Below are 19,136 nucleotides of genomic sequence, written 5' to 3'. Positions count from 1 at the left end.
CCGTGCGGGCCGCCCGGGAGGCCGGGGTGCCGCTGTCGGTGCGGGCCGGCGGCCACGACTGGGCCGGGCGGGCCCTGCGCGAGGGTGGCCTGGTGATCGACCTGACCGGCATGCGCGCGGTCACCGTCGACCCGGCCGGGTGCACGGCCACCGTTCAGGGTGGTGCGCTCACCACCGACCTGGTGGCGGCTGCCGCGCCGTACGGGCTGGTCACCGCCACCGGCGTGGTCGGCGGGGTCGGCCTGACCGGCTTGACGACCGCGGGCGGATACGGCGCGCTGATCGGCCGTTTCGGGCTGGCCGCGGACAACCTGCTCGGCGCCGAGGTGGTGCTGGCCGACGGCGCCGTGGTGCACGCCGGCCCGGACGGCGACGCCGACCTGTGGTGGGCGCTGCGCGGCGGCGGAGCCAACTTCGGCGTGGTGACCACCCTGCGGTACCGGCTGCACCGGCTGCCGCAGGTCCTCGCGGGCATCCTGATGTTCCCGCCCGCGCAGGGCCCCGCCGTGCTCGCCGGTTACGCCGAGATCGTGGCCGATGCCCCGGACGAGCTGACCGTCATGACCGGCTTCCTGCCCGGCCCGGACGGCCCGCTGGCCTTCCTCTGCCCCTTCTGGTCCGGCGACGACCTGACCCCCGGCCTGCCCGCGGTCGAGCGGATGCGCGCCCTCGGCTCGCCGGTCGTCGACCAGGTCGGCCCCATGCCGTACGCCGGGGCGCTGCGCATGTTCGACGCCAGCATCGTCGAGGGCAACCACTACCTGCTCCGGAGCCGCTGGCTGGCGGACCTGTCAGCGCCCGCGCCGCGGATCCTCACCGACGCCGCGAACCACGTGTCGTCCCCCTTCTCGGCGCTTGTCGTGAACCGGTTCCACGGCGCGGCCACCCGGGTGGCGCCGGACGCGACAGCGTTCGCCCAGCGCGCGCCGCACCAGGCGATCGAGGTGATCGCCGCGTGGGCGCCGCCCGAGCCGCCCGACCGCCACCGGGCCTGGGCCGACGACGTGGTGGCGGCCCTGGACCCGATCTCCCTGCCCGGCGGATATCCCAACCTGCTCGGCCCCGACGACGACAAGCGCGCCCGCGACTCGTTCGGCGCCAACCTCGGCCGTCTGCTGACCGTGAAGGGCCGCTACGACCCGGACAACGTCTTCTCGGCGATCCCCGCCCTGCTCGACTGACGCGAACGCCGCCGGCTCAGAAGAGGTCGAAGCGGAAGACCTCGAAACCCGCCGCGTACTTCACGCCCAGGCGGCTGCCGGTCTGCCGGGCGGCGCCCTCGAGGAACTCCTCCGCGTCGAAGCTGCCGCCGAGCCCGCGCAGGTAGGCGGCGTGCGCCTGCAGCGACCGGACGCCGAGGTCGAACGTGTCCGTGGTGTCGACGGCGTGCTTCGCCCGCGGTGACGACGAGGCCCACACCTGCCGGACCCCGCCCCACTTCTCCAGCCCGCCGTCGATCTGGTCGCGGAACACCCAGCGGTTGGCGGCGTCACGCACGGCGTCGAGCACGGCCCGGCCGGTCACGATGTGGTCCGCCATGTTCAGCGCGTCGCCGGCCTCGTCCCAGCTGTCCCGGAAGTTGGTGGTGATCACGATCTCCGGCTGGTAGCGCCGGATCAGCCGGCTCAGCTCGCGGCGCAGCGGCAGACCGTACTCCAGGACGCCGTCGGGCAGCCCGAGGAACTCGACCTGCGACACCCCGACGATCGCGGCGGAGTCGCGCTGCTCCTGCTCGCGCAGCGGGCCGGCCTCGGCCGGGTCCATCGCGTCGATGCCGGCCTCGCCGCTGGTGAGCAGGACGTAGACGACCTCCTTACCCTGCCGGGTCCAGCGGGCGACCGCCGCGGCGGCGCCGAACTCCAGGTCGTCGGGGTGGGCCACGATCGCGAGGGCGCGCTGCCAGTCCTCGTCGACGGGCTGGAGCGGGCTCGGCGCTGCGGGAGTCTCAGTCATCCGTCCATCATGCGCGTCTGCATAAAGGGCGGATAAGGAGGTCACGAACGGCCGGGATACGGCCCGGCGCCTTTGATGGGGCCATGAGCCACAGCACATCCCTGTCCGCACCGCCGCGACGTACGCGCGGTGTCGTACTGATCGGTTCGGTGGTCCTGGCCGTGGCGTGCCTGGCGGTCGCCGCGCGGCGACCGCTGTTGATGGCCGCGCCGCGGTGTCTGGGCGGGCACTGGCACGGCTGCTACGACACGGAGAACGGCGTGCTGCTGATGACGCTGGCAGGGCTGCCGGTGGCCGCCCTGCTGGTGTGGGTGCTGGCGAGCTTCCCGCGCGCCGCGGCGTGGCGGAGGTCGCTGGCCGAGGTGGGCATGGTCTACGGGACCGTGCCGTTCGTCTGGCTCACCATGATGCCGGGGCCGGGCGCCGGCGTCGTCCCCGGCCGGGTGAGCCTGGTTCCACTGCGTGACCTGGCCACGATGGGACCGATCGGGATCACCGGCAACCTGTTGATCTTCGCGGCGGTGGGGTTCTTCGCGCCGATGCGGTTCGCGGCGCTGGCGTCCGTGCCGCGGATCCTGGCGCTCGGCGTGGGCTGCTCGGTCCTGGTCGAGACCGCGCAGTACGTGCTGCGGCTGGACCGGGTCTCCTCGGTCGACGACGTGCTGCTCAACGCGGCCGGCGCGGTGCTGGCCGGGCTGGTGTCACGGCGCTGGTGGCGGCACTTGACCCGATGATCGAGGATGGGAGGGGTGCAAGGGATCGCGAGGCGGATCGCCGCCATGGTGGCCACCCTGCTGGCCGTGCCCGCCCTCGGCGCCTGCGGCACCTCCGCCGAGGCACGGCGCACCGAGGTCGCCGCGGTCGCGCGGACGGCTCCGGCCGTACGAAATCTGCCGTCCGCCTTCCCGTTCCCACCCGGCAGCCGCGTCGCCGACCTGGCCGACCGCCGGGCCGGCGCGTCGTTCACCCTCGCCGCGCCGGACCCGCAGGCCGTGCTGTCGTTCTACCGCCACCACCTGCCGCTCAGCGCGTTCACCATCGTCGCCGACCGCTCCGAGCCGGACGCGTCGAGCCTGGCCTTCCGCAACGAGGAGGGCTGGGCCGGCTCGATCTTCGCCACCGCGCACCGGGTGACCGTCGCCGTCAGGCGGGCCTGACGGCATAGACGGTGCCGCCGGTGACCGCCCGCAGTTTGTCCGGGTTGGCCACGTTGTGGATGGCGGCGACCCGGCCGTCGGCGTCGAAGTCGAAGGTGACGGTGGCGATCACCCGGTCCGGCGCCCGGAACACGATGCCCGGGCCGCCGTTGATCTCGGCGAGTTCGGCCCGCATGTCGGCCGGCTCGACACCCTGGTAGGTGACCGTGCCGACGGCCGCGAACCAGGACGCCACCGTGCTCGCGCCGAAGATCGGGCGCAGCGCCTGGCGGACCTTGCCGCCGCCGTCGGTCCAGAGCGTGACGTCCGGCGACAGCAGCTGCATCAGCGCGTTGACGTCGCCGCCGGTCGCGGCGGCGAAGAACCGCTCGGTGACCTCCCGCTGCCGGGCCCGGTCGGCGGCGAACCGGGGCCGCCGGGCCCGCACGTGCTCCCGGGCCCGGTGCGCGGCCTGCCGCACCGCCGTCTCGGAGCGGTCCACCGCCTCGCCGATCTCGGCGTGACTGAAGTCGAAGACCTCTTTCAGTACGAACACCGCACGCTCCAGCGGGCTGAGTGTCTCCAGCACCACCAGCATCGCCATCGACACGGACTCCGCGTCCGCAACGGTGTCGGCGGCGTCCCCGCCGGTCAGGATGGGCTCCGGCAGCCACGGGCCCACATAGGTCTCGCGCCGGTGCCGGGCGGACCGCAGCCGCTCCAGCGCCACGTTCGAGACGATCCGCGTCAGGTACGCCTTCGGGTCGGCCACTTGCGAGCGGTCCGCGGCGGACCATTTGATCCAGGCGTCCTGCACGGCGTCCTCGGCGTCGGCGGCGCTGCCGAGCAGGCGGTAGGCCACCGAGAACAGCAGCCGGCGGTGCTCGTCGAAGCTCATCGGGCGGCCCGCACCCGGGTGAACCGGCCCCCGCGGGGCCAGAACGCGCCCGAGGCGGGCATCTTCTTCATGCGGCCGTAGGTCGGCCAGGGCGAGGCGGTCACGGTCTCCTTGTAGCGGACCGCCGCCCGCCCGGCCAGGTAGATGCCACGGGGGCTGTCGTCCGGGCGGGTGAACTGCACGACCGCGTCGTTGCGGCCGAGGCTCACCGGGGTGTGGTAGTAACCGAACCGGAACGGCCGGGGCTGCCGGCCCCTGAGGACGCGGCCGATGGAGAGCGCCGCGTGCACCCCGGTCGGCATGCCGCCCTGGCAGGTGCCGTGCATCACGCCGTAATTCTGCCGGATCGCGGCCGCGTCGCCGATCGCGTACACCTCCGGGTGCGACACCGACCGCAGCGCGGCGTCGGTGACGATGCGCCCACGCTCGTCGACCTCCAGGCCGGCGGCGGCCGCCAGCGGCGACACCCGGGTGCCGCTGGTCCACAGGACGGCGTCGGCGGGCACGCTCTCCCCGCCGGCCAGCTCGACGGCGCCGGGCCGCACCTTCACCACCTCGGCCCCGGAGCGCACCTGGACGCCCAGCCGGCCGAGGGCGGACCGTACGTACGCGCCGGCCTTCGCGTTCATGCTCGCCCCCGGCTCGTCGCGGCCGAGCAGGACGACGCGCAGCGCCGGGTACCGCTCGGCGATCTCGGCCGCCGACTCGATCCCGGTCAGGCCGCTGCCGCAGACGACCACCGTGCCGCCGCCGAGCCCGGCCAGGCGCTCGGCCAGCAACTCGGCGTCCGGCGCGCTGCTCAGCGCGTACGCGTGGTCCTCGGCGCCGGGCACCGCCGAGATGTCGGCCGCGCTGCCCAGGCCGTAGATCAGCGTGTCGTAGGGCAACTCCCGGTCGTCGTCGATCCGGACGGTTCGCGCGGTCGCGTCGACCGCGGTCACCCAGCCCCGCACGAACCGGGCGCCGGTGCCCGCCAGCATGTCCGGGATGCTCAGCTCGGTGAGCGGCTGGTTGGTCGCGGTCAGGTGCAGCCGCATCCGCTCGGTGAACCGCTCCTGCGCGTCCACGACGGTCACCCGGACGTCCCGGCGCCGCCGCGTGCGGGCCGCGAGCTGGATCGCCGCGGCCATGCCCGCGTAGCCGGCGCCCAGAATCACCACGTTCATCGTCTCGTTCCTTCCGGTCGCTGCGTTGACGCCCACCAGATGGGCGCGACCGCCCGAGACGTGACATGGGCCCGATGTGACGCGCGCCACCGCGCTGCGGGAGCCGGTGGGAAAGGATCTCGCGATGCGCCTGGAGCAGCTGGAATACCTGGCGGCTGTGACCCGGCACGGGTCCCTGCGCCGCGCCGGTGAGCATCTGCACGTGTCTCAGTCGGCGATCAGCGAGGCCATCAGCAGCCTGGAGCGCGAGCTCGGCGTGCCGCTGCTGGAGCGGCACCGCTCCGGCGCGCGGGTCAGCCGGGAAGGGCGCGACCTGCTGCCGCTGATGACCGAGATCCTCGCCGGGGTGGCGCAGCTCCGGGCCGCCGCGCAGGACCACGCCCGGACGAACCGGACCATCCGCGTCGGTACGGTGAACGCCGGGACGTCGGCGCTGCTGGTGCCGACCGTGCGCGAGTTCGGCGCCGGGCACCCGAGCACCACCGTCGACGTGGCGACCATGCTGCAGTCGGAGATCCAGGAGAGCCTGCTGGCGGGCCGGCTCGACGTGGGCCTGGTCAACGTCTTCCCCGGCGACGACATCCCGGCGGCGCTGAGCCGTACGGTGCTGCTGCGCGGCGCGCCCGTGGTGTGCTGCCGGGCCGACGACCCGCTGGCCGGCCAGGCGCGGGTGAGCGTCGATGACCTGCGGGCCCGCCCGTTCGTGGCGATGCGCCCCGGTTTTCTGATGCACCGGCTCACCCAGCGGCTCTTCGGCGACGCCCGGCCGCCGGAGACGTTCTCGACCGACGGCGCCGAGATGGGCAAGAGCCTGGTCGCCGGGGGCACCGGCCCGACCATCCTGCCGGACTACAGCGTCCTCGGTGATCCCCTGGAACGGGCCGGGGTGATCACCGCCCGCCCGCTGGCCGAGTCCGTTCCGCCCGTGCTGATGATGCTGCTGCGCCGGCGTTTCGACCGGGTGCCGCCGGCCGTCGTGGACTTCGAGCAGACGATCCTGCGGCTGGCCGGCGAGCACCGGCAGAGCGCCTCGGGGTAGGTGACCGGTCCGGCCGATGGGGTGTTCGGCACGTCCGCCCACCCCGGCTCTTGCTTACTCCCCTAAATCTAGTAATTCTATAGGCGATAGCGTTAATGTTTCCCCAGGGAGGTAGCGGATGCCCGTGCCGGCACTCTCCGACGCCGAGGCTGTCGAGGTCGCCCGCGACCTCGGTCTCCGATTCGCCGCCGGCGCCGCCGAGCGGGACCGCCAGCGCCTCCTGCCGACCGCGGAGCTGGACCAGCTCTCCGGCTCGGGCCTGCTCGCCGTGACCGTCCCGCGCGAGTTCGGCGGGGCGCAGCTCGGCGCCGAGACGCTCGCCGAGGTGTTCCGCCTGCTCGCCGCCGGCGACCCGAACATCGCGCAGATCCCGCACAGCCACTTCGTCTACGTCAACGCCATGCGCACCCAGGGCAGCCCGGACCAGCAGGCGTTCTTCTTCGGCGAGGTGCTGGCCGGCAAGCGGTTCGGCAACGCCCAGTCCGAGATCAAGAGCCGGCACGTGCGCGACCACGCGACCACGTTGCGCCCGGCCGGCCCGGACGAGTGGATCCTCGACGGCGAGAAGGGCTACTGCACCGGCGCCCTGTTCGCGCACTGGATCCCGGTGCTCGCCCACCGGGGTGAGGGCGGTCCGCTGCACGTCGCCTGGGTGGAGCGCGACGCCGCCGGGGTGACCGTGATCGACGACTGGGACGGGCTCGGCCAGCGCACCACGGCCAGCGGCACGGTCCGGCTCGACGGCGTCCGGGTTCCGGCCGGGCGGCTCACGCCGTACCACCTGACGTTCGAGAAGCCGCAGATCTACGGCGCGTTCGCCCAGCTGCTGCACGCGGCCATCGACGCGGGCATCGCACGGGCCGCGCTGAGCGAGGCGGCCGGGTTCGTCACCACGAAGAGCCGGCCCTACCCGGACGCCGGCGTCGAGCGCGCCGCCGAGGACCCGCTGATCGTGCACACGTTCGGGCAGCTGGAGTTGCAGATCCGCGCGGCTGAGGCGCTGCTCGCCGAGGCCGGCCGCGCGGTCGACCGGGCCGGCGCCGATCTCAACGCGACCACCGCCGGTCAGGCCAGCCTGGCCGTCGCCGCCGCCCGCGCGATGACCACGGCCGCCTCGGTGGACGCCGGCAGCCGCCTGTTCGAGGTGGCCGGCACCCGCTCCGCGCTCGCCGCGCTCAACCTGGACCGGCACTGGCGCAACGCCCGCACCCACACCCTGCACGACCCGGCCGCCTGGAAGGTCCAGCACCTCGGCCGGTACGCCGTCGACGGCACCCTGCCGCCCAACCACGGACAGCTCTGAGAAGGAAGAACCCCATGTCCCTCAAGTTCCACTGGTTCCTTCCGACCAACGGCGGCGACGGCCGGCACGTCGTCGGCGGTGGCCACGGCCTGGCCCCCGGCGCCTCCGGCCGCCCGGCCGACGTCGCCTACCTGACCCAGGTGGCCCGCGCCGCCGAGGACAACGGCTTCGAGGCCGCGCTGACCCCGACCGGCGCGTGGTGCGAGGACGCCTGGCTCAGCACCGCGATGCTCAGCCAGACCTCGACCCGGCTGAAGTTCCTGGTCGCCTTCCGGCCGGGCGTGGTCGCGCCGTTCCTGGCCGCCCAGATGGCCGGCACCTTCCAGAACCTCAGCGAGGGCCGCCTGCTGCTCAACGTGGTGACCGGCGGGGAGAGCCACGAGCAGCGGATGTACAGCGACTACCTGGACAAGGACGGCCGCTACCAGCGCTGCGACGAGTTCCTGGAGATCGTGCGCCGGCTGTGGGCCGGCGAGACCGTCGACTTCCACGGCGAGCACCTCTCGGTGGACGCCGCGAAACTCGGCCAGATCCCGGACCCGGCGCCGGACATCTACTTCGGCGGCTCGTCACCGGCCGCCGGGATCGTCGCGGCCAAGCACGCCGACGTCTACCTGACCTGGGGCGAGCCGCCCGCCGCGGTGGCCGAGAAGATCGCCTGGATCCGCAAGCTCGCCGCCGAGCAGGGCCGCGGACCGGAGCACCGGCCGATCCGGTTCGGCATCCGGATGCACACGATCACCCGCGACACCGCCGAGGAGGCCTGGGCGGAGGCGGGCCGGCTGCTCGCCGGGATCTCCCCGGAGGCGATCGCCAAGGTGCAGGCCGGTCTGCGGCTCAGCGAGTCGGAGGGCCAGAGGCGGATGCTCGACCTGCACGGCGGCTCCACCGACAACCTGGAGATCTACCCGAACGTGTGGGCCGGCGTCGGCCTGGTCCGCGGCGGCGCCGGCACCGCGCTGGTCGGCAGCCACGAGCAGGTCGCCGACCGGATCGCCGAGTACGCCGCGCTCGGCATCGAGGAGTTCGTGCTGTCGGCGTACCCGCACCTGGAGGGCGCCTACTGGTTCGGCGAGGGGGTGCTGCCGATCCTCGCCGAACGCGGCCTGTGGAAGGACGAGCGCCCGCGCCGGCGCCACAGCACCACGGTGCCGTTCGCCGCCGCCGGGATAACGCTCAGATGAGAACCAACCAGGACCTCGACCCGGTCCGCCTGCGCCAGGCGTTCGGCGCCTTCCCCAGCGGCGTCGTCGCCGTCGCGGCCGCCGTGGACGGGACCATGGTGGGCCTGGCCGCCAGCTCGTTCACCTCGGTCAGCCTGGACCCGCCACTGGTGTCGGTGTCCATCGCGACTACCTCCAAGACGTGGCCCGACCTGCGCCGGGCCCACCACCTCGGGGTGACCGTGCTGGCCGCCCACCACGGCGCCGTCTGCCGGCAGCTCGCCGGCCCGGTCGAGCACCGCTTCGACAACGTCGCCGCGTCGGTGACCGAGACCGGGGCGGTCACCGTCGACGACGGGCTGGCCCGCTTCGACTGCACGATCTACCGCGAGGTCGAGGCCGGTGACCACATCATCGCGCTGCTGCGGTTGCACGCCGTGGACCACCCCGATCACGCCGGCAGTCCGCTGATCTTCCACCGCTCCGGATTCGGGCGCGTCTCCCCGTACCTCTGAAAGGAATGTGTCATGCCTGCTTCCCGTCGTGGGCTGTTGATCGGAGCGCTCGGCGCCGCCTTCCTCGCCGCCTGCGGCGAGGAGGGCGACGGCGCGAGCGCGGCGCCCGGCAAGCTGCGCATCGGCTACCAGCGCTTCGGCGGCCTGAGCCTGTCCAAGGCGCGCGGCGACGCGCCGGACGCGCAGTGGTCGCTGTTCGAGAGCGGCCCGGCGCTGACCGAGGCGATCAAGGCCGGCGCCATCGACATCGGCCAGGTCGGCGAGGCGCCGCCCATCTTCGCCGCGGCCGGCAAGATCAACTTCAAGATCATCGGTACGAGTGAACCCGTCCCGCAGGGCGAGGCGGTGCTGGTTAAACAGGCGAAGGGCTTCAAGACCTTCGCCGACCTCAAGGGCAAGACCGTGGCGCTGAACAAGGGCTCCAACGTCAACTGGCTGCTCGTGAAGCTGCTCGAACAGTCCGGCCTGACCATCGACGACATCAACGTCAAGTACCTCAAGCCCGCCGAGGGCCGGCCCGCCTTCGACAACGACCAGGTCGACGCGTGGATCATCTGGGACCCCTACTTCGCGCTCGCCGAACAGCCCGGCGTGCAGGTCCTCGCCGACGCCACCAACCTGGCCAACAACCGCGAGTACATCCTGGCCACCCCGGACGCGGTCACCGGCAAGGCCGACCTGATCCGCGAGTTCCTCGGCAAATACCGCACCACCACCGACTGGGGCATCGCCAACGCCGACGAGCGGGCCAAGATCCTCGCTCCGGAACTCAAGATCGACGAGCCGACCACCAAGCGGGCGCTGGCCCGCAGCGCCAAGCCGCTCGCCCCGGTCACGCCGGAGATCGGCGCCGAGCTGCAGACCATCGCCGACGGGTTCACCAAGCTCGGCCTCATCCCCGGCCAGGTGGACATCAAGGCCCGCATCGACGAGCAGTTCAACGAGGCCCTGTTGTGACCACCACCGAGACCGCGCCGGTGGTCACCGCCACCACGCCCGCCCGCGCTCCGGCCCGGGCCCGCACCCCGCGCCGCTGGTACCGGCTGATCAGCCCGATCGCGCTGGTGCTGTTCTGGGAGGCCGCCTCCCGCAGCGGTGTGCTGCCCGAGGACAAGGTGCCCGCACCGAGCGTCGTCCTGCGGACCGGCTGGCGGCTGGCCACCGAGGGCGCGCTGACCGATCACCTGGTCGCCTCGCTGACCCGGGCCGCGATCGGCCTGCTCATCGGCGGCACCCTCGCCGTGGCGCTGGGCGCCGCCGCCGCGCTGCTGCGCGTCGGCGACAACACCATCGACCCGCCGGTGCAGATGGCCCGGATGCTGCCGCACCTCGGCCTGGTGCCCCTGCTGATCATCTGGGTCGGCATCGGCGAGGAACTGAAGATCAGCCTGGTCGCGCTGGGCGCCTTCTTCCCGCTCTACTTCAACACGTACGCCGGGATCCGCGACATCGACCAGCGGCTGGTGGAGGCCGCCAAGACCTGCGGGCTGGGCCAGTGGCAGCGGCTGCGCCACGTGGTGCTGCCCGGCGCGCTGCCGTCGCTCTTCCTAGGCCTGCGGCTCGCGATCGGCGCGGCCTGGCTGAGCCTGGTCGTCGGCGAGCAGGTCAACGCCCAGACCGGCATCGGCTTCCTGATGATGGAGGCCCGCGAGTTCGCCCAGACCGACGTGGTGGTCCTCGGCCTGCTCATCTACGCACTGCTCGGCCTGCTCTCGGACGTACTGATCCGCACCGCGGAACGGAGGACACTGGCGTGGCGACGCGGTCTGCAAGCGACCTGACCGTCCGGGTGGCCGGCCTGCGCCGGGCCTTCGGCGACACCGTCGTGCTCGACGGTGCCGAGCTGTCCATCCGGCCCGGCGAGGTGGTCGCCCTGCTCGGCGGCAGCGGCTCCGGCAAGAGCACGCTGCTGCGCGCGCTGGCCGGCCTGGACCCCGAGGCGACCGGCGACATCGCGGTCCCGGACCACTTCGGCGTCGTCTTCCAGGAGCACCGGCTGCTGCCCTGGAAGCGGGTCATCGACAACGTGGCGCTCGGCCTGAGCGGGGCGGACGCCCGCGGCCGGGCGGTGGCCGCGCTGACCGAGGTGGGCCTCGGCGACCGCGGCCAGGCCTGGCCCGCCGAACTCTCCGGTGGCCAGGCCCAGCGGGTCGCGGTGGCCCGCGCCCTGGTACGCGAACCGGAACTGCTGCTGCTCGACGAACCGTTCGGCGCCCTGGACGCGCTGACCCGGCTGCGGATGCAACGGCTGCTGGAACGCCTGCTGGACCGGCACGGATTCGCCGCGCTGCTGGTCACCCACGACGTGGACGAGGCCCTGCTGCTCGCCGACCGGGCGCTGGTCCTCGACGGCGGCCGAATCGCCGAACAACTCGAGGTGTCCCTCCCCCGGCCCCGCCACCAGGAAGACCCCGAGTTCGGCCGGCTGCGCCGCCACCTGCTCGACCGCCTCGGCGTCCCCGCCACCGGCTGACGGTCCGTGCCTCCCGGCCGGCTCACACGGCTGTTCCGCGCGCCCGGCAACGGCCGGGTGAGCCAGCCAAAGCTCGGTGTCAGCGGGAGGGTAGGCCGAGGCGTTCCAGGGTGTCGCGCAGCAGGTGGCGGCCGGCCATCGACTCCGGGCCGCGCAGGCGGGTGAGGACCCGTTCGGTCCACCCGCCGGGCAGGCCGAAGCGGCTGTTGTAGGCCGACAGCCGCTCGTCGTAGGCGGCGATGTGCCGGTCGGCGGCCTCCGCGTCGTACGTCTCGTGGTGCAGGACCGCCGCCTGCGGCAGCCGGGGTTTGACGTCGGCCTGCTCGGCCGGGTCCGGTTCGCCGACCGCGAGGCCGAAGGCGGCGACCGCGTGCGGCGGCAGCCCGAGTTCGGCGGCGACCTGCTCGGGCTGGTTGCGGATGCCGCCGACGAAGACCGAGCCGAGGCCGAGCGACTCCGCGGCGATCACCGCGTTCTGCGCGGCCAGGGCGGTGTCGACGAAACCGATGACGGTCGTCTCCAGGTAGTCGGCGGCGTGCACGTCGGTGCCGGCCCGGGCCGCGAGGCGCCGGGCCCGGCCCAGGTCGGCGATCCAGACCAGGAACAGCGGCGCCTCGGCGACGAAAGCCTGTCCGCCGGCGAGCGCCGAGAGGCGCTTCTTGCGGTCCGGGTCGCGGACCGCCACCACACTCCACGGTTGCAGGTTCGACGAGGTGGGCGCCGACTGGGCGGCGGCGACCAGCGCGGTCAGCTCGTCGTCGGTGACGTCGCGCGGGCCGAAACGGCGTACCGAGCGGCGGGCCAGCTGCAGGGTGAGGATGTCGTTGGCGACCCCGAGGGTGCTGGTGGGGTCGCCGTAGCGGGCGGTGATCGACATCAGGCCGGCACCGCTTCGCGCAGCCGGGGCAGCAGGGCGTCGCCCACCCGGGCCGTCTCCTGCCGGTACGGGGTGTCGGAGAGCACGAAGTGGCTGATCCCGAGGTCGGCGTACCTGCGCAGGGCGTCGGCGACGTCGTCGGCGGAACCGACCAGCCAGGTGGTGCCGGCGCCGCCACCGCCGTGCCGGCCGGGCGCGGTGTAGAGGCAGCTGTCCAGCACGTCGCCGCGCGCGGCCAGGTCGAGCAGGCGCTGCTGGCCGACGGCGGGGCGGCGCAGCGGGTCGATGAGTGTCTCGGAGTGTGCGGCCATGGCGGCGACCTTAGCCTCCGCGTCGTGCCACGCCTGCTCGGTGGTGTCGCGGATCAACGTGGTGATGCGCAGCCCGAACTCCAGCGGTGGCAGGTCCCGGTCGAGCTCGGCGGTGAGCCGGCGCAGCCGGTCGATGCGCTCGGCGATGCCGTCGAGCGGTTCGCCCCAGAACAGTTGCACGTCGGCCTCGGTGGCGGCGACCCGTTCGGCGGCGGGTGAGGCGCCACCGAAGTAGAGGCGCGGGCCGTTGCCGTGCGGGCGGGGCGCCACGGTGGAGTTCGTGACGCTGAAGTGCTCCCCCGCGTACGTCACGTTCTCCTGCGTCCAGAGCCGCCGCGCGATGCGCATGAATTCCCTGGTGCGCGCGTACCGCTGGGCCTGATCCCCCTCGACGTCGCCGTAGGCGGCGAGATTGTCCCGGCCGCTGACGATGTTGATCAGCAGCCGGCCGCCGCTGAGGCGGTCGAGGGTCGCCGCCGCGCTGGCGAAGTGCGCGGGCTGCCAGTAGCCGGGGCGGATCGCCGCGAGCGGGCGGAACGTGGTGGTCCGCGCGGCGAGCGCGGTGGCCACGGTGAACGTGTCCGGGCGGCCCCAGCCGGTGCCGATCAGGGCACCGGACCAGCCGTGCCGCTCGGCGGTGACGGCCAGCTCGACACTGTGGTCCAGGCTGCCGTAACCCTCGACCGCGTCGTCGCCACGGTGTCCCGGCTCGACGGTGTTGGGGATGTACCAGAGGAAGGTCGGACTCACCGTTGGTACCCCCGGTCCCGGTCGGAGAGGGTGACCCCCGGCGGCACGATCTTGTCGATCTCGGCGAGCACGTCCGGGGTGAGCTGCACCTCGGCGGCGCCGAGCTGGCTCTCCAGCTGTTCGAACGTGCGCGGCCCGAGGATCGGCGCGGTCACCGCCGGGTGGGCCAGGACGAACGCCAGCGCCAGATGGATCAGCGGCAGGCCGGCCTGGTCGGCCAGCTGGGCGAGGGCCTCGACGGCGTCGAGCTTGGCGGCGTTCTCCGGTGCGCCGATCTCGAACCGGCCCGGCTGGCGCCCGGCCCGGCTCGACGGCGGCTGGCCGCCGCCCCTGCGGTAGCGGCCGGTCAGCCAGCCGCCCGCGAGGGGGCTCCACGGGATGACCGCGAGGCCGTATCGCTGGGCGACCGGCAGGACCTCGGTCTCGACGCCGCGGGCCAGGATCGAGTACGGCGGCTGCTCGGCCACCACACGTTCGCGGCCGCGTCTCTCGGCGATCCACTGCCCCTCGACGATCGCCGACGGCGGGAACGTCGACGTGCCGATGTAGCGGATCTTGCCCTGGTGGACGAGGTCGGACAGCGCGCCGAGCGTGTCGTCGAAGTCGGTGTCCGGTTCCGGCCGGTGCACCTGGTAGAGGTCGAGGTGATCGGTCTGCAGCCGGCGCAGGCTGTTCTCGACCGCCCGGATGGTCCACCGCCGGGAGTTGCCGAAGTGGTTCGGGTTCGTACCGATCTGGCCGTGGAACTTGGTCGCCAGGAAGACGTCGTCGCGCCGGCCCCGCAGCGCCTTGCCGACGATCTCCTCCGACTCCCCCTGGCTGTAGACGTCGGCGGTGTCCACCAGGTTGATCCCGGCGTCCAGGGCCCGGTGGATGATCCGGATGCTGTCGTCGTGGTCGCGGTTGCCCCGCTCGCCGAACATCATGGTGCCCAGCGCCAGGGCGCTGACCTTGACGCCGGTACGGCCGAACGGGCGAAGCGGGATGGTCATCGTGCTCCCTGGGCGGCGAGAAGGCGGTTGGCGGGGCGGGGCAGGCCGTAGTGCTCGCGCAGCGTGGCGCCGGTGTACTCGGTGCGGAACAGTCCGCGTTCCTGCAGGATCGGCACCACCTTGGTGGCGAACGCCTCGATGCCCGACGGCAGCACCGCCGGCATGATGTTGAAGCCGTCGGCGGCGCCGTTGGAGAAGTACTCCTGGATGGTGTCGGCGACCTGCACCGGCGTGCCGGCGAAGGTGCGGTGGCCGCGTCCGCCGCCGAGCTTGCCGATCAGCTGGCGCACCGTCAGGTTCTCCCGGCGGGCCCAGTCGACGATCAGCGTGCGGCGGCTCTTCGCGCCCTCGATCTCGTCCTCGCCGGGCAGGTCGGCGGGCAGCGGCTCGTCCAGCTTCAGGCGGTCAGGATCGACCCGCAGTGTGGTGGCCAGCGTCGTGATCGCGTACTGCGGGGCGATCAGCCGGTCCAGTTCGGCTTCCAGCTCCAGCGCTTCCGATGAGGTGTCGCCGATGACCGGCACGATGCCGGGCAGCACGACCACGTGGCCGGGGTCGCGCCCGGCGGCCACCACCCGGCGCTTGATGTCGGCGTAGAAGGCCTGGCTCTCGGCGAGGGTGGGCTGGGCCGTGAAGATCGCCTCGGCCCACTTGGCGGCGAACTCCTTGCCGTCCTCCGACGAGCCCGCCTGCACCAGCAGCGGCCAGCCCTGCGGCGGGCGCGGCACGTTGAGCGGCCCGTCCACCCGGAAGTGCACGCCGTCGTGCTCGATCGGGCGGACCCGCTCGCGCAGGGCGTGCACGCCGGCCTGCTTGTCGGCGACGATCGCGTCGTCGGCCCAGCTGTCCCACAGCTTCGTGGAGACGTCGAGGAACTCGTCGGCGCGCTCGTAGCGGGTCCGGTGCAGCGGCTGGTCCCGCAGCCCGAAGTTGCGGGCTGCCGCGTCGCCGGCGGTGGTGACGATGTTCCAGCCGGCCCGGCCGCCGGACAGGTGGTCCAGCGAGGCGAACCGGCGGGCCAGGTTGAACGGCTCGTTGTACGACGTGGACGCGGTCGCGATCAGCCCGATCCGGGTGGTGGTCGCCGCCAGCGAGGCGAGCAGCAGCGTCGGCTCCAGCTTGCCGGACGGGCGACGGCCCGGGTCGTTCCACAGCACCGGGCTGTCGGCCAGGAAGACCGAGTCGAACTTGGCGTCCTCGGCGATGCGGGCCAGGTGCTGGTGGGCGGCGAGCGAGAGGTTGGCGTACGGGTCCGACGCGGGCAGCCGCCACGACGCCTCGTGGTGTCCGGTGTCGTGCAGGAACAGGTTGAAGTGCAGTTGCCGGGTCATCAGTGGTTCTCCTCGTCCAGGCCCAGTCGGTCGAGCAGGAAGGTGCGCAGCGCCGCGAACTCGGCGTCGGAGCGGGACCGGCGCGTCAGCTCCACCCGGACGTCGGTGTGCACCACCCCGGCGTCCAGCAGGATCACCCGGTCGGCGAGCACGATGGCCTCGTCGACGTCGTGGGTGACCAGCAGCACCGCCGGCTGGTGCGCCTCGCAGAGCCGGCGCAGCAGGGTGTGCATCCGGATCCGGGTGAGCGCGTCCAGCGCGCCGAACGGCTCGTCGGCCAGCAGCAGCTGCGGCTCGCGGACCAGTGACCGGGCCAGCGAGGCCCGCTGCTGCTCGCCGCCGGACAGCTCGAACGGCCAGGCGCGTTCCCGGCCGGCCAGGCCGACCTCGGCGAGGGCCTGGCGGCCCCGGTCGGCGGCGTCCGCGCCGCGCAGCCCGAAGACGACGTTGTCCAGCAGCCGTTTCCAGGGCAGCAGCCGGGAGTCCTGGAAGACCACCGACACCGACGCGGGCACCTCGATCCGGCCGTGTCCGTCGACGTCGCGGTCCAGCCCGGCCAGCGCCCGCAGCAGGGTGCTCTTGCCGGTGCCGGAACGGCCGATCAGGGCCACGAACTCGCCGGGCGCGATGTCCAGGTCGAGGCCGTTGAGCACGCCGCCGTTGCGGTTGAAGCTGCGGTGCAGGTCGCGTACGCGTACCGCGGGCCGGGTGGTCAGCCCTCGAGTGTCCGTCGCCATGCGAGCACCTTCCTTCCGGTGAGACGGACCGCGCTGTCGGCGCAGTAGCCGAAGACGCCGTAGATCACCAGGCCGACGACGATCACGTCGGTCTGGCCGTACTGCTCGGCGAGCGTGATCATGTGGCCGATGCCGTGGGTGGCGTTGTACTGCTCGACCACCACCAGGCCGAGCAGCGAGGAGGTGACGGCGAAGCGCATGCCGAGCAGGAAGCCGGGGAGCGCGCCGGGCAGCACCACGTGCCGGACGAACTCGCCGCGGCCGATCCCGATCGTCTCGGCCAGCTCGGCGTACTTGCCGTCGATGCCGCGCAGCCCGTTGTGGGTGTGGATGTAGATCGGGACCAGGCTGATCAGCGCGATGGTGATGATCTTCATCTGCTCGCCGATGCCGAACCAGGCGATGAACAGCGGGATGAGCGCGAGGGTGGGGATCGACCGCTTGATCTGGATCGGGCCGTCGATCAGCGACTCTCCGCCCCGGGACAGGCCGGAGACGACCGCCAGCACCGCGCCGGTGGTCACGCCGAGGGTCAGGCCCACCACGGACCGCCGCAACGAGGAGAGGATGTTGCCGAGCAGGTCGTGGTTGACCCACTGGTCCTGGAAGGCGACCGCCACGTCCCACGGCGCGGACAGGATCGCCGGCTTGATCAGCCCGGCGGCCGAGCCGGCCGACCAGACGGCCAGCGCGAGCGCCGGCCCGATCCAGAACGAGAAGCGGATGCGGTTGCCCGGGCCGAGCCTGCGGCGTACGACGCGGACGTCGTCCCCCGGGCGTTCGGGGCCGGTGACGGTTACCTCATCGGCGTGCACGGTCGCGGTCATGCGGCATCACCGGTGACCACCTGGGAGCCGGCGGCCGCAGCCTGGACGGCTTCGAACCGGCGGTCGACGAGGGTGGTCACGTCGAGCTTGTCGTGGTTCTGCTCCGCGGCGAGCAGGTCGGCGGTCTCCTGCAGCCGGGTGATGGCGTTGTCCCAGGTCGCCGGGATGCCCTTCCTGCCCTGCAACGCGACGACGGCTTTCGCGTCGGCCTCGCTGAGCCGCTGGGTGTCCTGGAAGAACGCCTTCGCGTACTCGTCGGGGTGCTCGTTCTGCCAGAGCAGGGCCTTGGTGCGGACGCTGACGTAGACCTTCAGGGCCGCTGCCTTCTCGGCGTCCTCCACGGCCGAGGTGAGGCAGTACAGCGTGGACGCGTCGTCGCGGATGCCGGTGCCGATCGAGGTGGCTCCCGGGTATTTCGCCTCGTAGAGCTTGATGTTCTGCGGTGCGATCGGGGCCACGTCGACGGCCTTGGTGCCGAGCGCGGTGACGTACGAGTCGCCGGTGCTGGTCAGCTCGACGAGCTGCACGTCCTTCTGGGTGAGGCCGGCTTTCTGCAGGACCCGCAGCACGAGGGCGCCCTGGGCCTGGCCGGCGCTGTAGGCGATCTTCTTGCCGCGCAGGTCCGCGAGGGAGGTGACGTTCACGCCGGGTGCGATGCCCAGTTTGTAGAGCGGGTGGTCGAGCGGGTCGAGGGTGACTGCCTGGAACACGATCTTCGTGGCGGTGCCGGTCCAGGCGGCGAACAGCGACGGGATGTCGGCGACCGCGCTGCAGTCGAGCTTGTCGGCGCGGAACGCCTGGATGCTCTGCGGGCCGCCGCTGATGTTGGCCCACTCGACCTGGATGCCGGCGTCGGCCAGCTCCTTGTCCAGGCCGGACACCGCGGTGACGGCCTGGATCTGGGGGTCACCGAGGCGCAGCACGGTGCCGCTGGGCACCTGGTCCGGCAGCGCTGCCGTGAGCTCCAGGGTGCTGCCCGCGTCCTCGCTGCCGCAGGCGCTCGCGGCGACCAGGACCGCGGCCAGTACGGCGACGAGTGGCTTTCGGGGGGATCTCCTCATGGCTTGCCTCTCTGCAGGTCAGAGCACGTGGTAGGTGCCGTCGTGGTAGAGCAGCGGCGCGCAGCGCTCGGCCAGCCCGGCTTCCTCGACGCGGCCGATGACGAGGTGCGAGCCGCCGGCCGGGTGGCGGTGCTCGATCGAGACCCGCAACCAGGCCGCCGCGCCGTCCAGGACGGGCTCGCCGGTGGGCAGCCGGCGCCAGCGCGTCGGTGCGCCGAACCGGTCGATGCCGCTGGTGGCGAAGGTCTGCGCCAGCTCGGCGTGTCCCGCACCGAGCAGGTGCACGACGGCGGTGCCGGCGTCGCGCAGGTGCGGCCAGATGGACGTGGCCGCCGAGATGCTGAACGACAGCAGGGCCGGCTCGGCGCAGAGCGAGGCGAGCGACGTGACGGTGACACCGGCGGGGCCGCGTCCCGCGTCGGTGGTCACGACGGCCACACCGGCGGCGTGGTGCCGGAACACCTGGCGGAACAGCGCGGCGTCGATCGACGGCGACGGGATCGGCCGGGAAACGATGACGGTCATGGTGGGCTCCGTTCGGCTCTGTCAGCGGTTCACCACCCGCTGCAATTCATACTATGCAGCTAGGATTTGAAGACAACAA

21 protein-coding genes are annotated in these 19,136 nt (G+C 72.9%); 10 read left to right on the top strand and 11 right to left on the bottom strand.

Annotation, left to right across the window (positions count from 1 at the left end; genetic code table 11):
- On the top strand, nt 1–1,181 hold a 1,181-nt coding region (locus tag AB0F81_RS10020; protein ID WP_360193936.1), incomplete at its 5' end, for an FAD-binding oxidoreductase.
- Between the two features lie 16 nt (nt 1,182–1,197).
- Here AB0F81_RS10020 and AB0F81_RS10015 read toward each other — a convergent pair.
- Nucleotides 1,198–1,953 carry a PIG-L deacetylase family protein gene (locus AB0F81_RS10015; RefSeq protein WP_360193933.1) on the bottom strand — a complete coding sequence of 252 codons (756 nt, stop codon included), beginning with the start codon at nt 1,951–1,953 and terminating at the stop codon, nt 1,198–1,200.
- Nucleotides 1,954–2,036: 83 nt separating this feature from the next.
- Here AB0F81_RS10015 and AB0F81_RS10010 point away from each other — a divergent pair, with 83 nt between their 5' ends.
- Nucleotides 2,037–2,687: a VanZ family protein gene (locus tag AB0F81_RS10010; RefSeq protein ID WP_360193930.1), complete on the top strand. Its 651-nt coding sequence runs from the start codon at nt 2,037–2,039 to the stop codon at nt 2,685–2,687.
- Nucleotides 2,688–2,702: 15 nt separating this feature from the next.
- Nucleotides 2,703–3,110, top strand: coding sequence for a hypothetical protein (locus AB0F81_RS10005; RefSeq protein WP_360193927.1), 408 nt, complete (start codon nt 2,703–2,705; stop codon nt 3,108–3,110).
- Here the strand turns inward: AB0F81_RS10005 and AB0F81_RS10000 are convergent.
- Nucleotides 3,097–3,987: an RNA polymerase sigma-70 factor gene (locus AB0F81_RS10000; RefSeq protein WP_360193924.1), complete on the bottom strand. Its 891-nt coding sequence runs from the start codon at nt 3,985–3,987 to the stop codon at nt 3,097–3,099. The two genes, AB0F81_RS10005 and AB0F81_RS10000, sit on opposite strands and share 14 nt — an antisense overlap.
- Nucleotides 3,984–5,153, bottom strand: a complete 1,170-nt coding sequence (locus AB0F81_RS09995; RefSeq protein WP_360193921.1) for an FAD-dependent oxidoreductase — start codon at nt 5,151–5,153, stop codon at nt 3,984–3,986. The genes AB0F81_RS10000 and AB0F81_RS09995 overlap by 4 nt, the downstream gene beginning before the upstream one ends.
- A 124-nt stretch (nt 5,154–5,277) precedes the next feature.
- Here AB0F81_RS09995 and AB0F81_RS09990 point away from each other — a divergent pair, with 124 nt between their 5' ends.
- From AB0F81_RS09990 to AB0F81_RS09960, 7 genes are all read left to right on the top strand, one after another.
- Entirely contained in the window at nt 5,278–6,192 is a 915-nt protein-coding gene (locus AB0F81_RS09990) for a LysR family transcriptional regulator (protein ID WP_360193918.1), read from the top strand.
- A 118-nt stretch (nt 6,193–6,310) separates the two neighbouring features.
- Nucleotides 6,311–7,495 (top strand): SfnB family sulfur acquisition oxidoreductase, encoded by a 1,185-nt coding sequence (locus AB0F81_RS09985; RefSeq protein WP_360193915.1) that lies wholly within the window; start codon nt 6,311–6,313, stop codon nt 7,493–7,495.
- A 14-nt stretch (nt 7,496–7,509) separates the two neighbouring features.
- Entirely contained in the window at nt 7,510–8,679 is a 1,170-nt protein-coding gene (locus tag AB0F81_RS09980; RefSeq protein WP_360193912.1) for an LLM class flavin-dependent oxidoreductase, read from the top strand.
- Complete coding sequence (locus tag AB0F81_RS09975) at nt 8,676–9,173, top strand: flavin reductase family protein (RefSeq protein WP_360193910.1); 498 nt, start codon at nt 8,676–8,678, stop codon at nt 9,171–9,173. Before AB0F81_RS09980 ends, AB0F81_RS09975 begins: the two co-directional genes overlap by 4 nt.
- Nucleotides 9,174–9,185: 12 nt before the next feature.
- Nucleotides 9,186–10,130 carry an aliphatic sulfonate ABC transporter substrate-binding protein gene (locus AB0F81_RS09970; protein ID WP_360193907.1) on the top strand — a complete coding sequence of 315 codons (945 nt, stop codon included), beginning with the start codon at nt 9,186–9,188 and terminating at the stop codon, nt 10,128–10,130.
- On the top strand, nt 10,127–10,954 hold the full coding sequence (locus tag AB0F81_RS09965) for an ABC transporter permease (protein WP_360193905.1): 828 nt from the start codon (nt 10,127–10,129) through the stop codon (nt 10,952–10,954). The genes AB0F81_RS09970 and AB0F81_RS09965 overlap by 4 nt, the downstream gene beginning before the upstream one ends.
- Entirely contained in the window at nt 10,927–11,646 is a 720-nt protein-coding gene (locus tag AB0F81_RS09960; RefSeq protein ID WP_360193902.1) for an ABC transporter ATP-binding protein, read from the top strand. Before AB0F81_RS09965 ends, AB0F81_RS09960 begins: the two co-directional genes overlap by 28 nt.
- Before the next feature lie 79 nt (nt 11,647–11,725).
- On the opposite strand, the gene AB0F81_RS09955 is transcribed toward AB0F81_RS09960, so the two are convergent.
- The 8 genes from AB0F81_RS09955 to AB0F81_RS09920 are packed head-to-tail and all read right to left on the bottom strand — an operon-like array spanning nt 11,726 to nt 19,057.
- Nucleotides 11,726–12,523: an NADPH-dependent oxidoreductase gene (locus tag AB0F81_RS09955; RefSeq protein WP_360193899.1), complete on the bottom strand. Its 798-nt coding sequence runs from the start codon at nt 12,521–12,523 to the stop codon at nt 11,726–11,728.
- Nucleotides 12,523–13,584 carry an LLM class flavin-dependent oxidoreductase gene (locus AB0F81_RS09950; RefSeq protein WP_360193897.1) on the bottom strand — a complete coding sequence of 354 codons (1,062 nt, stop codon included), beginning with the start codon at nt 13,582–13,584 and terminating at the stop codon, nt 12,523–12,525. The genes AB0F81_RS09955 and AB0F81_RS09950 overlap by 1 nt, the downstream gene beginning before the upstream one ends.
- On the bottom strand, nt 13,581–14,576 hold the full coding sequence (locus AB0F81_RS09945) for an aldo/keto reductase (protein WP_360193894.1): 996 nt from the start codon (nt 14,574–14,576) through the stop codon (nt 13,581–13,583). The genes AB0F81_RS09950 and AB0F81_RS09945 overlap by 4 nt, the downstream gene beginning before the upstream one ends.
- Nucleotides 14,573–15,907: an LLM class flavin-dependent oxidoreductase gene (locus AB0F81_RS09940; RefSeq protein ID WP_360193892.1), complete on the bottom strand. Its 1,335-nt coding sequence runs from the start codon at nt 15,905–15,907 to the stop codon at nt 14,573–14,575. The genes AB0F81_RS09945 and AB0F81_RS09940 overlap by 4 nt, the downstream gene beginning before the upstream one ends.
- Nucleotides 15,907–16,644 carry an ABC transporter ATP-binding protein gene (locus tag AB0F81_RS09935; protein WP_360193889.1) on the bottom strand — a complete coding sequence of 246 codons (738 nt, stop codon included), beginning with the start codon at nt 16,642–16,644 and terminating at the stop codon, nt 15,907–15,909. Before AB0F81_RS09935 ends, AB0F81_RS09940 begins: the two co-directional genes overlap by 1 nt.
- The gene (locus tag AB0F81_RS09930) at nt 16,620–17,471 is read right to left on the bottom strand and encodes an ABC transporter permease (protein ID WP_360193886.1); all 852 of its coding nucleotides are present in this window, start codon (nt 17,469–17,471) and stop codon (nt 16,620–16,622) included. Before AB0F81_RS09930 ends, AB0F81_RS09935 begins: the two co-directional genes overlap by 25 nt.
- Nucleotides 17,468–18,532, bottom strand: coding sequence for an ABC transporter substrate-binding protein (locus AB0F81_RS09925; RefSeq protein ID WP_360193883.1), 1,065 nt, complete (start codon nt 18,530–18,532; stop codon nt 17,468–17,470). Before AB0F81_RS09925 ends, AB0F81_RS09930 begins: the two co-directional genes overlap by 4 nt.
- 18 nt (nt 18,533–18,550) lie before the next feature.
- The gene (locus AB0F81_RS09920; protein WP_360193880.1) at nt 18,551–19,057 is read right to left on the bottom strand and encodes a flavin reductase family protein; all 507 of its coding nucleotides are present in this window, start codon (nt 19,055–19,057) and stop codon (nt 18,551–18,553) included.
- Nucleotides 19,058–19,136: the final 79 nt, after the last annotated feature.

This window comes from Actinoplanes sp. NPDC024001 (assembly GCF_040638955.1).
Classification (GTDB): Bacteria; Actinomycetota; Actinomycetes; order Mycobacteriales; family Micromonosporaceae; genus Actinoplanes.
Note: the sequence above shows the minus strand (reverse complement) of the source record. Positions and strands in the feature narration are given on the sequence as shown.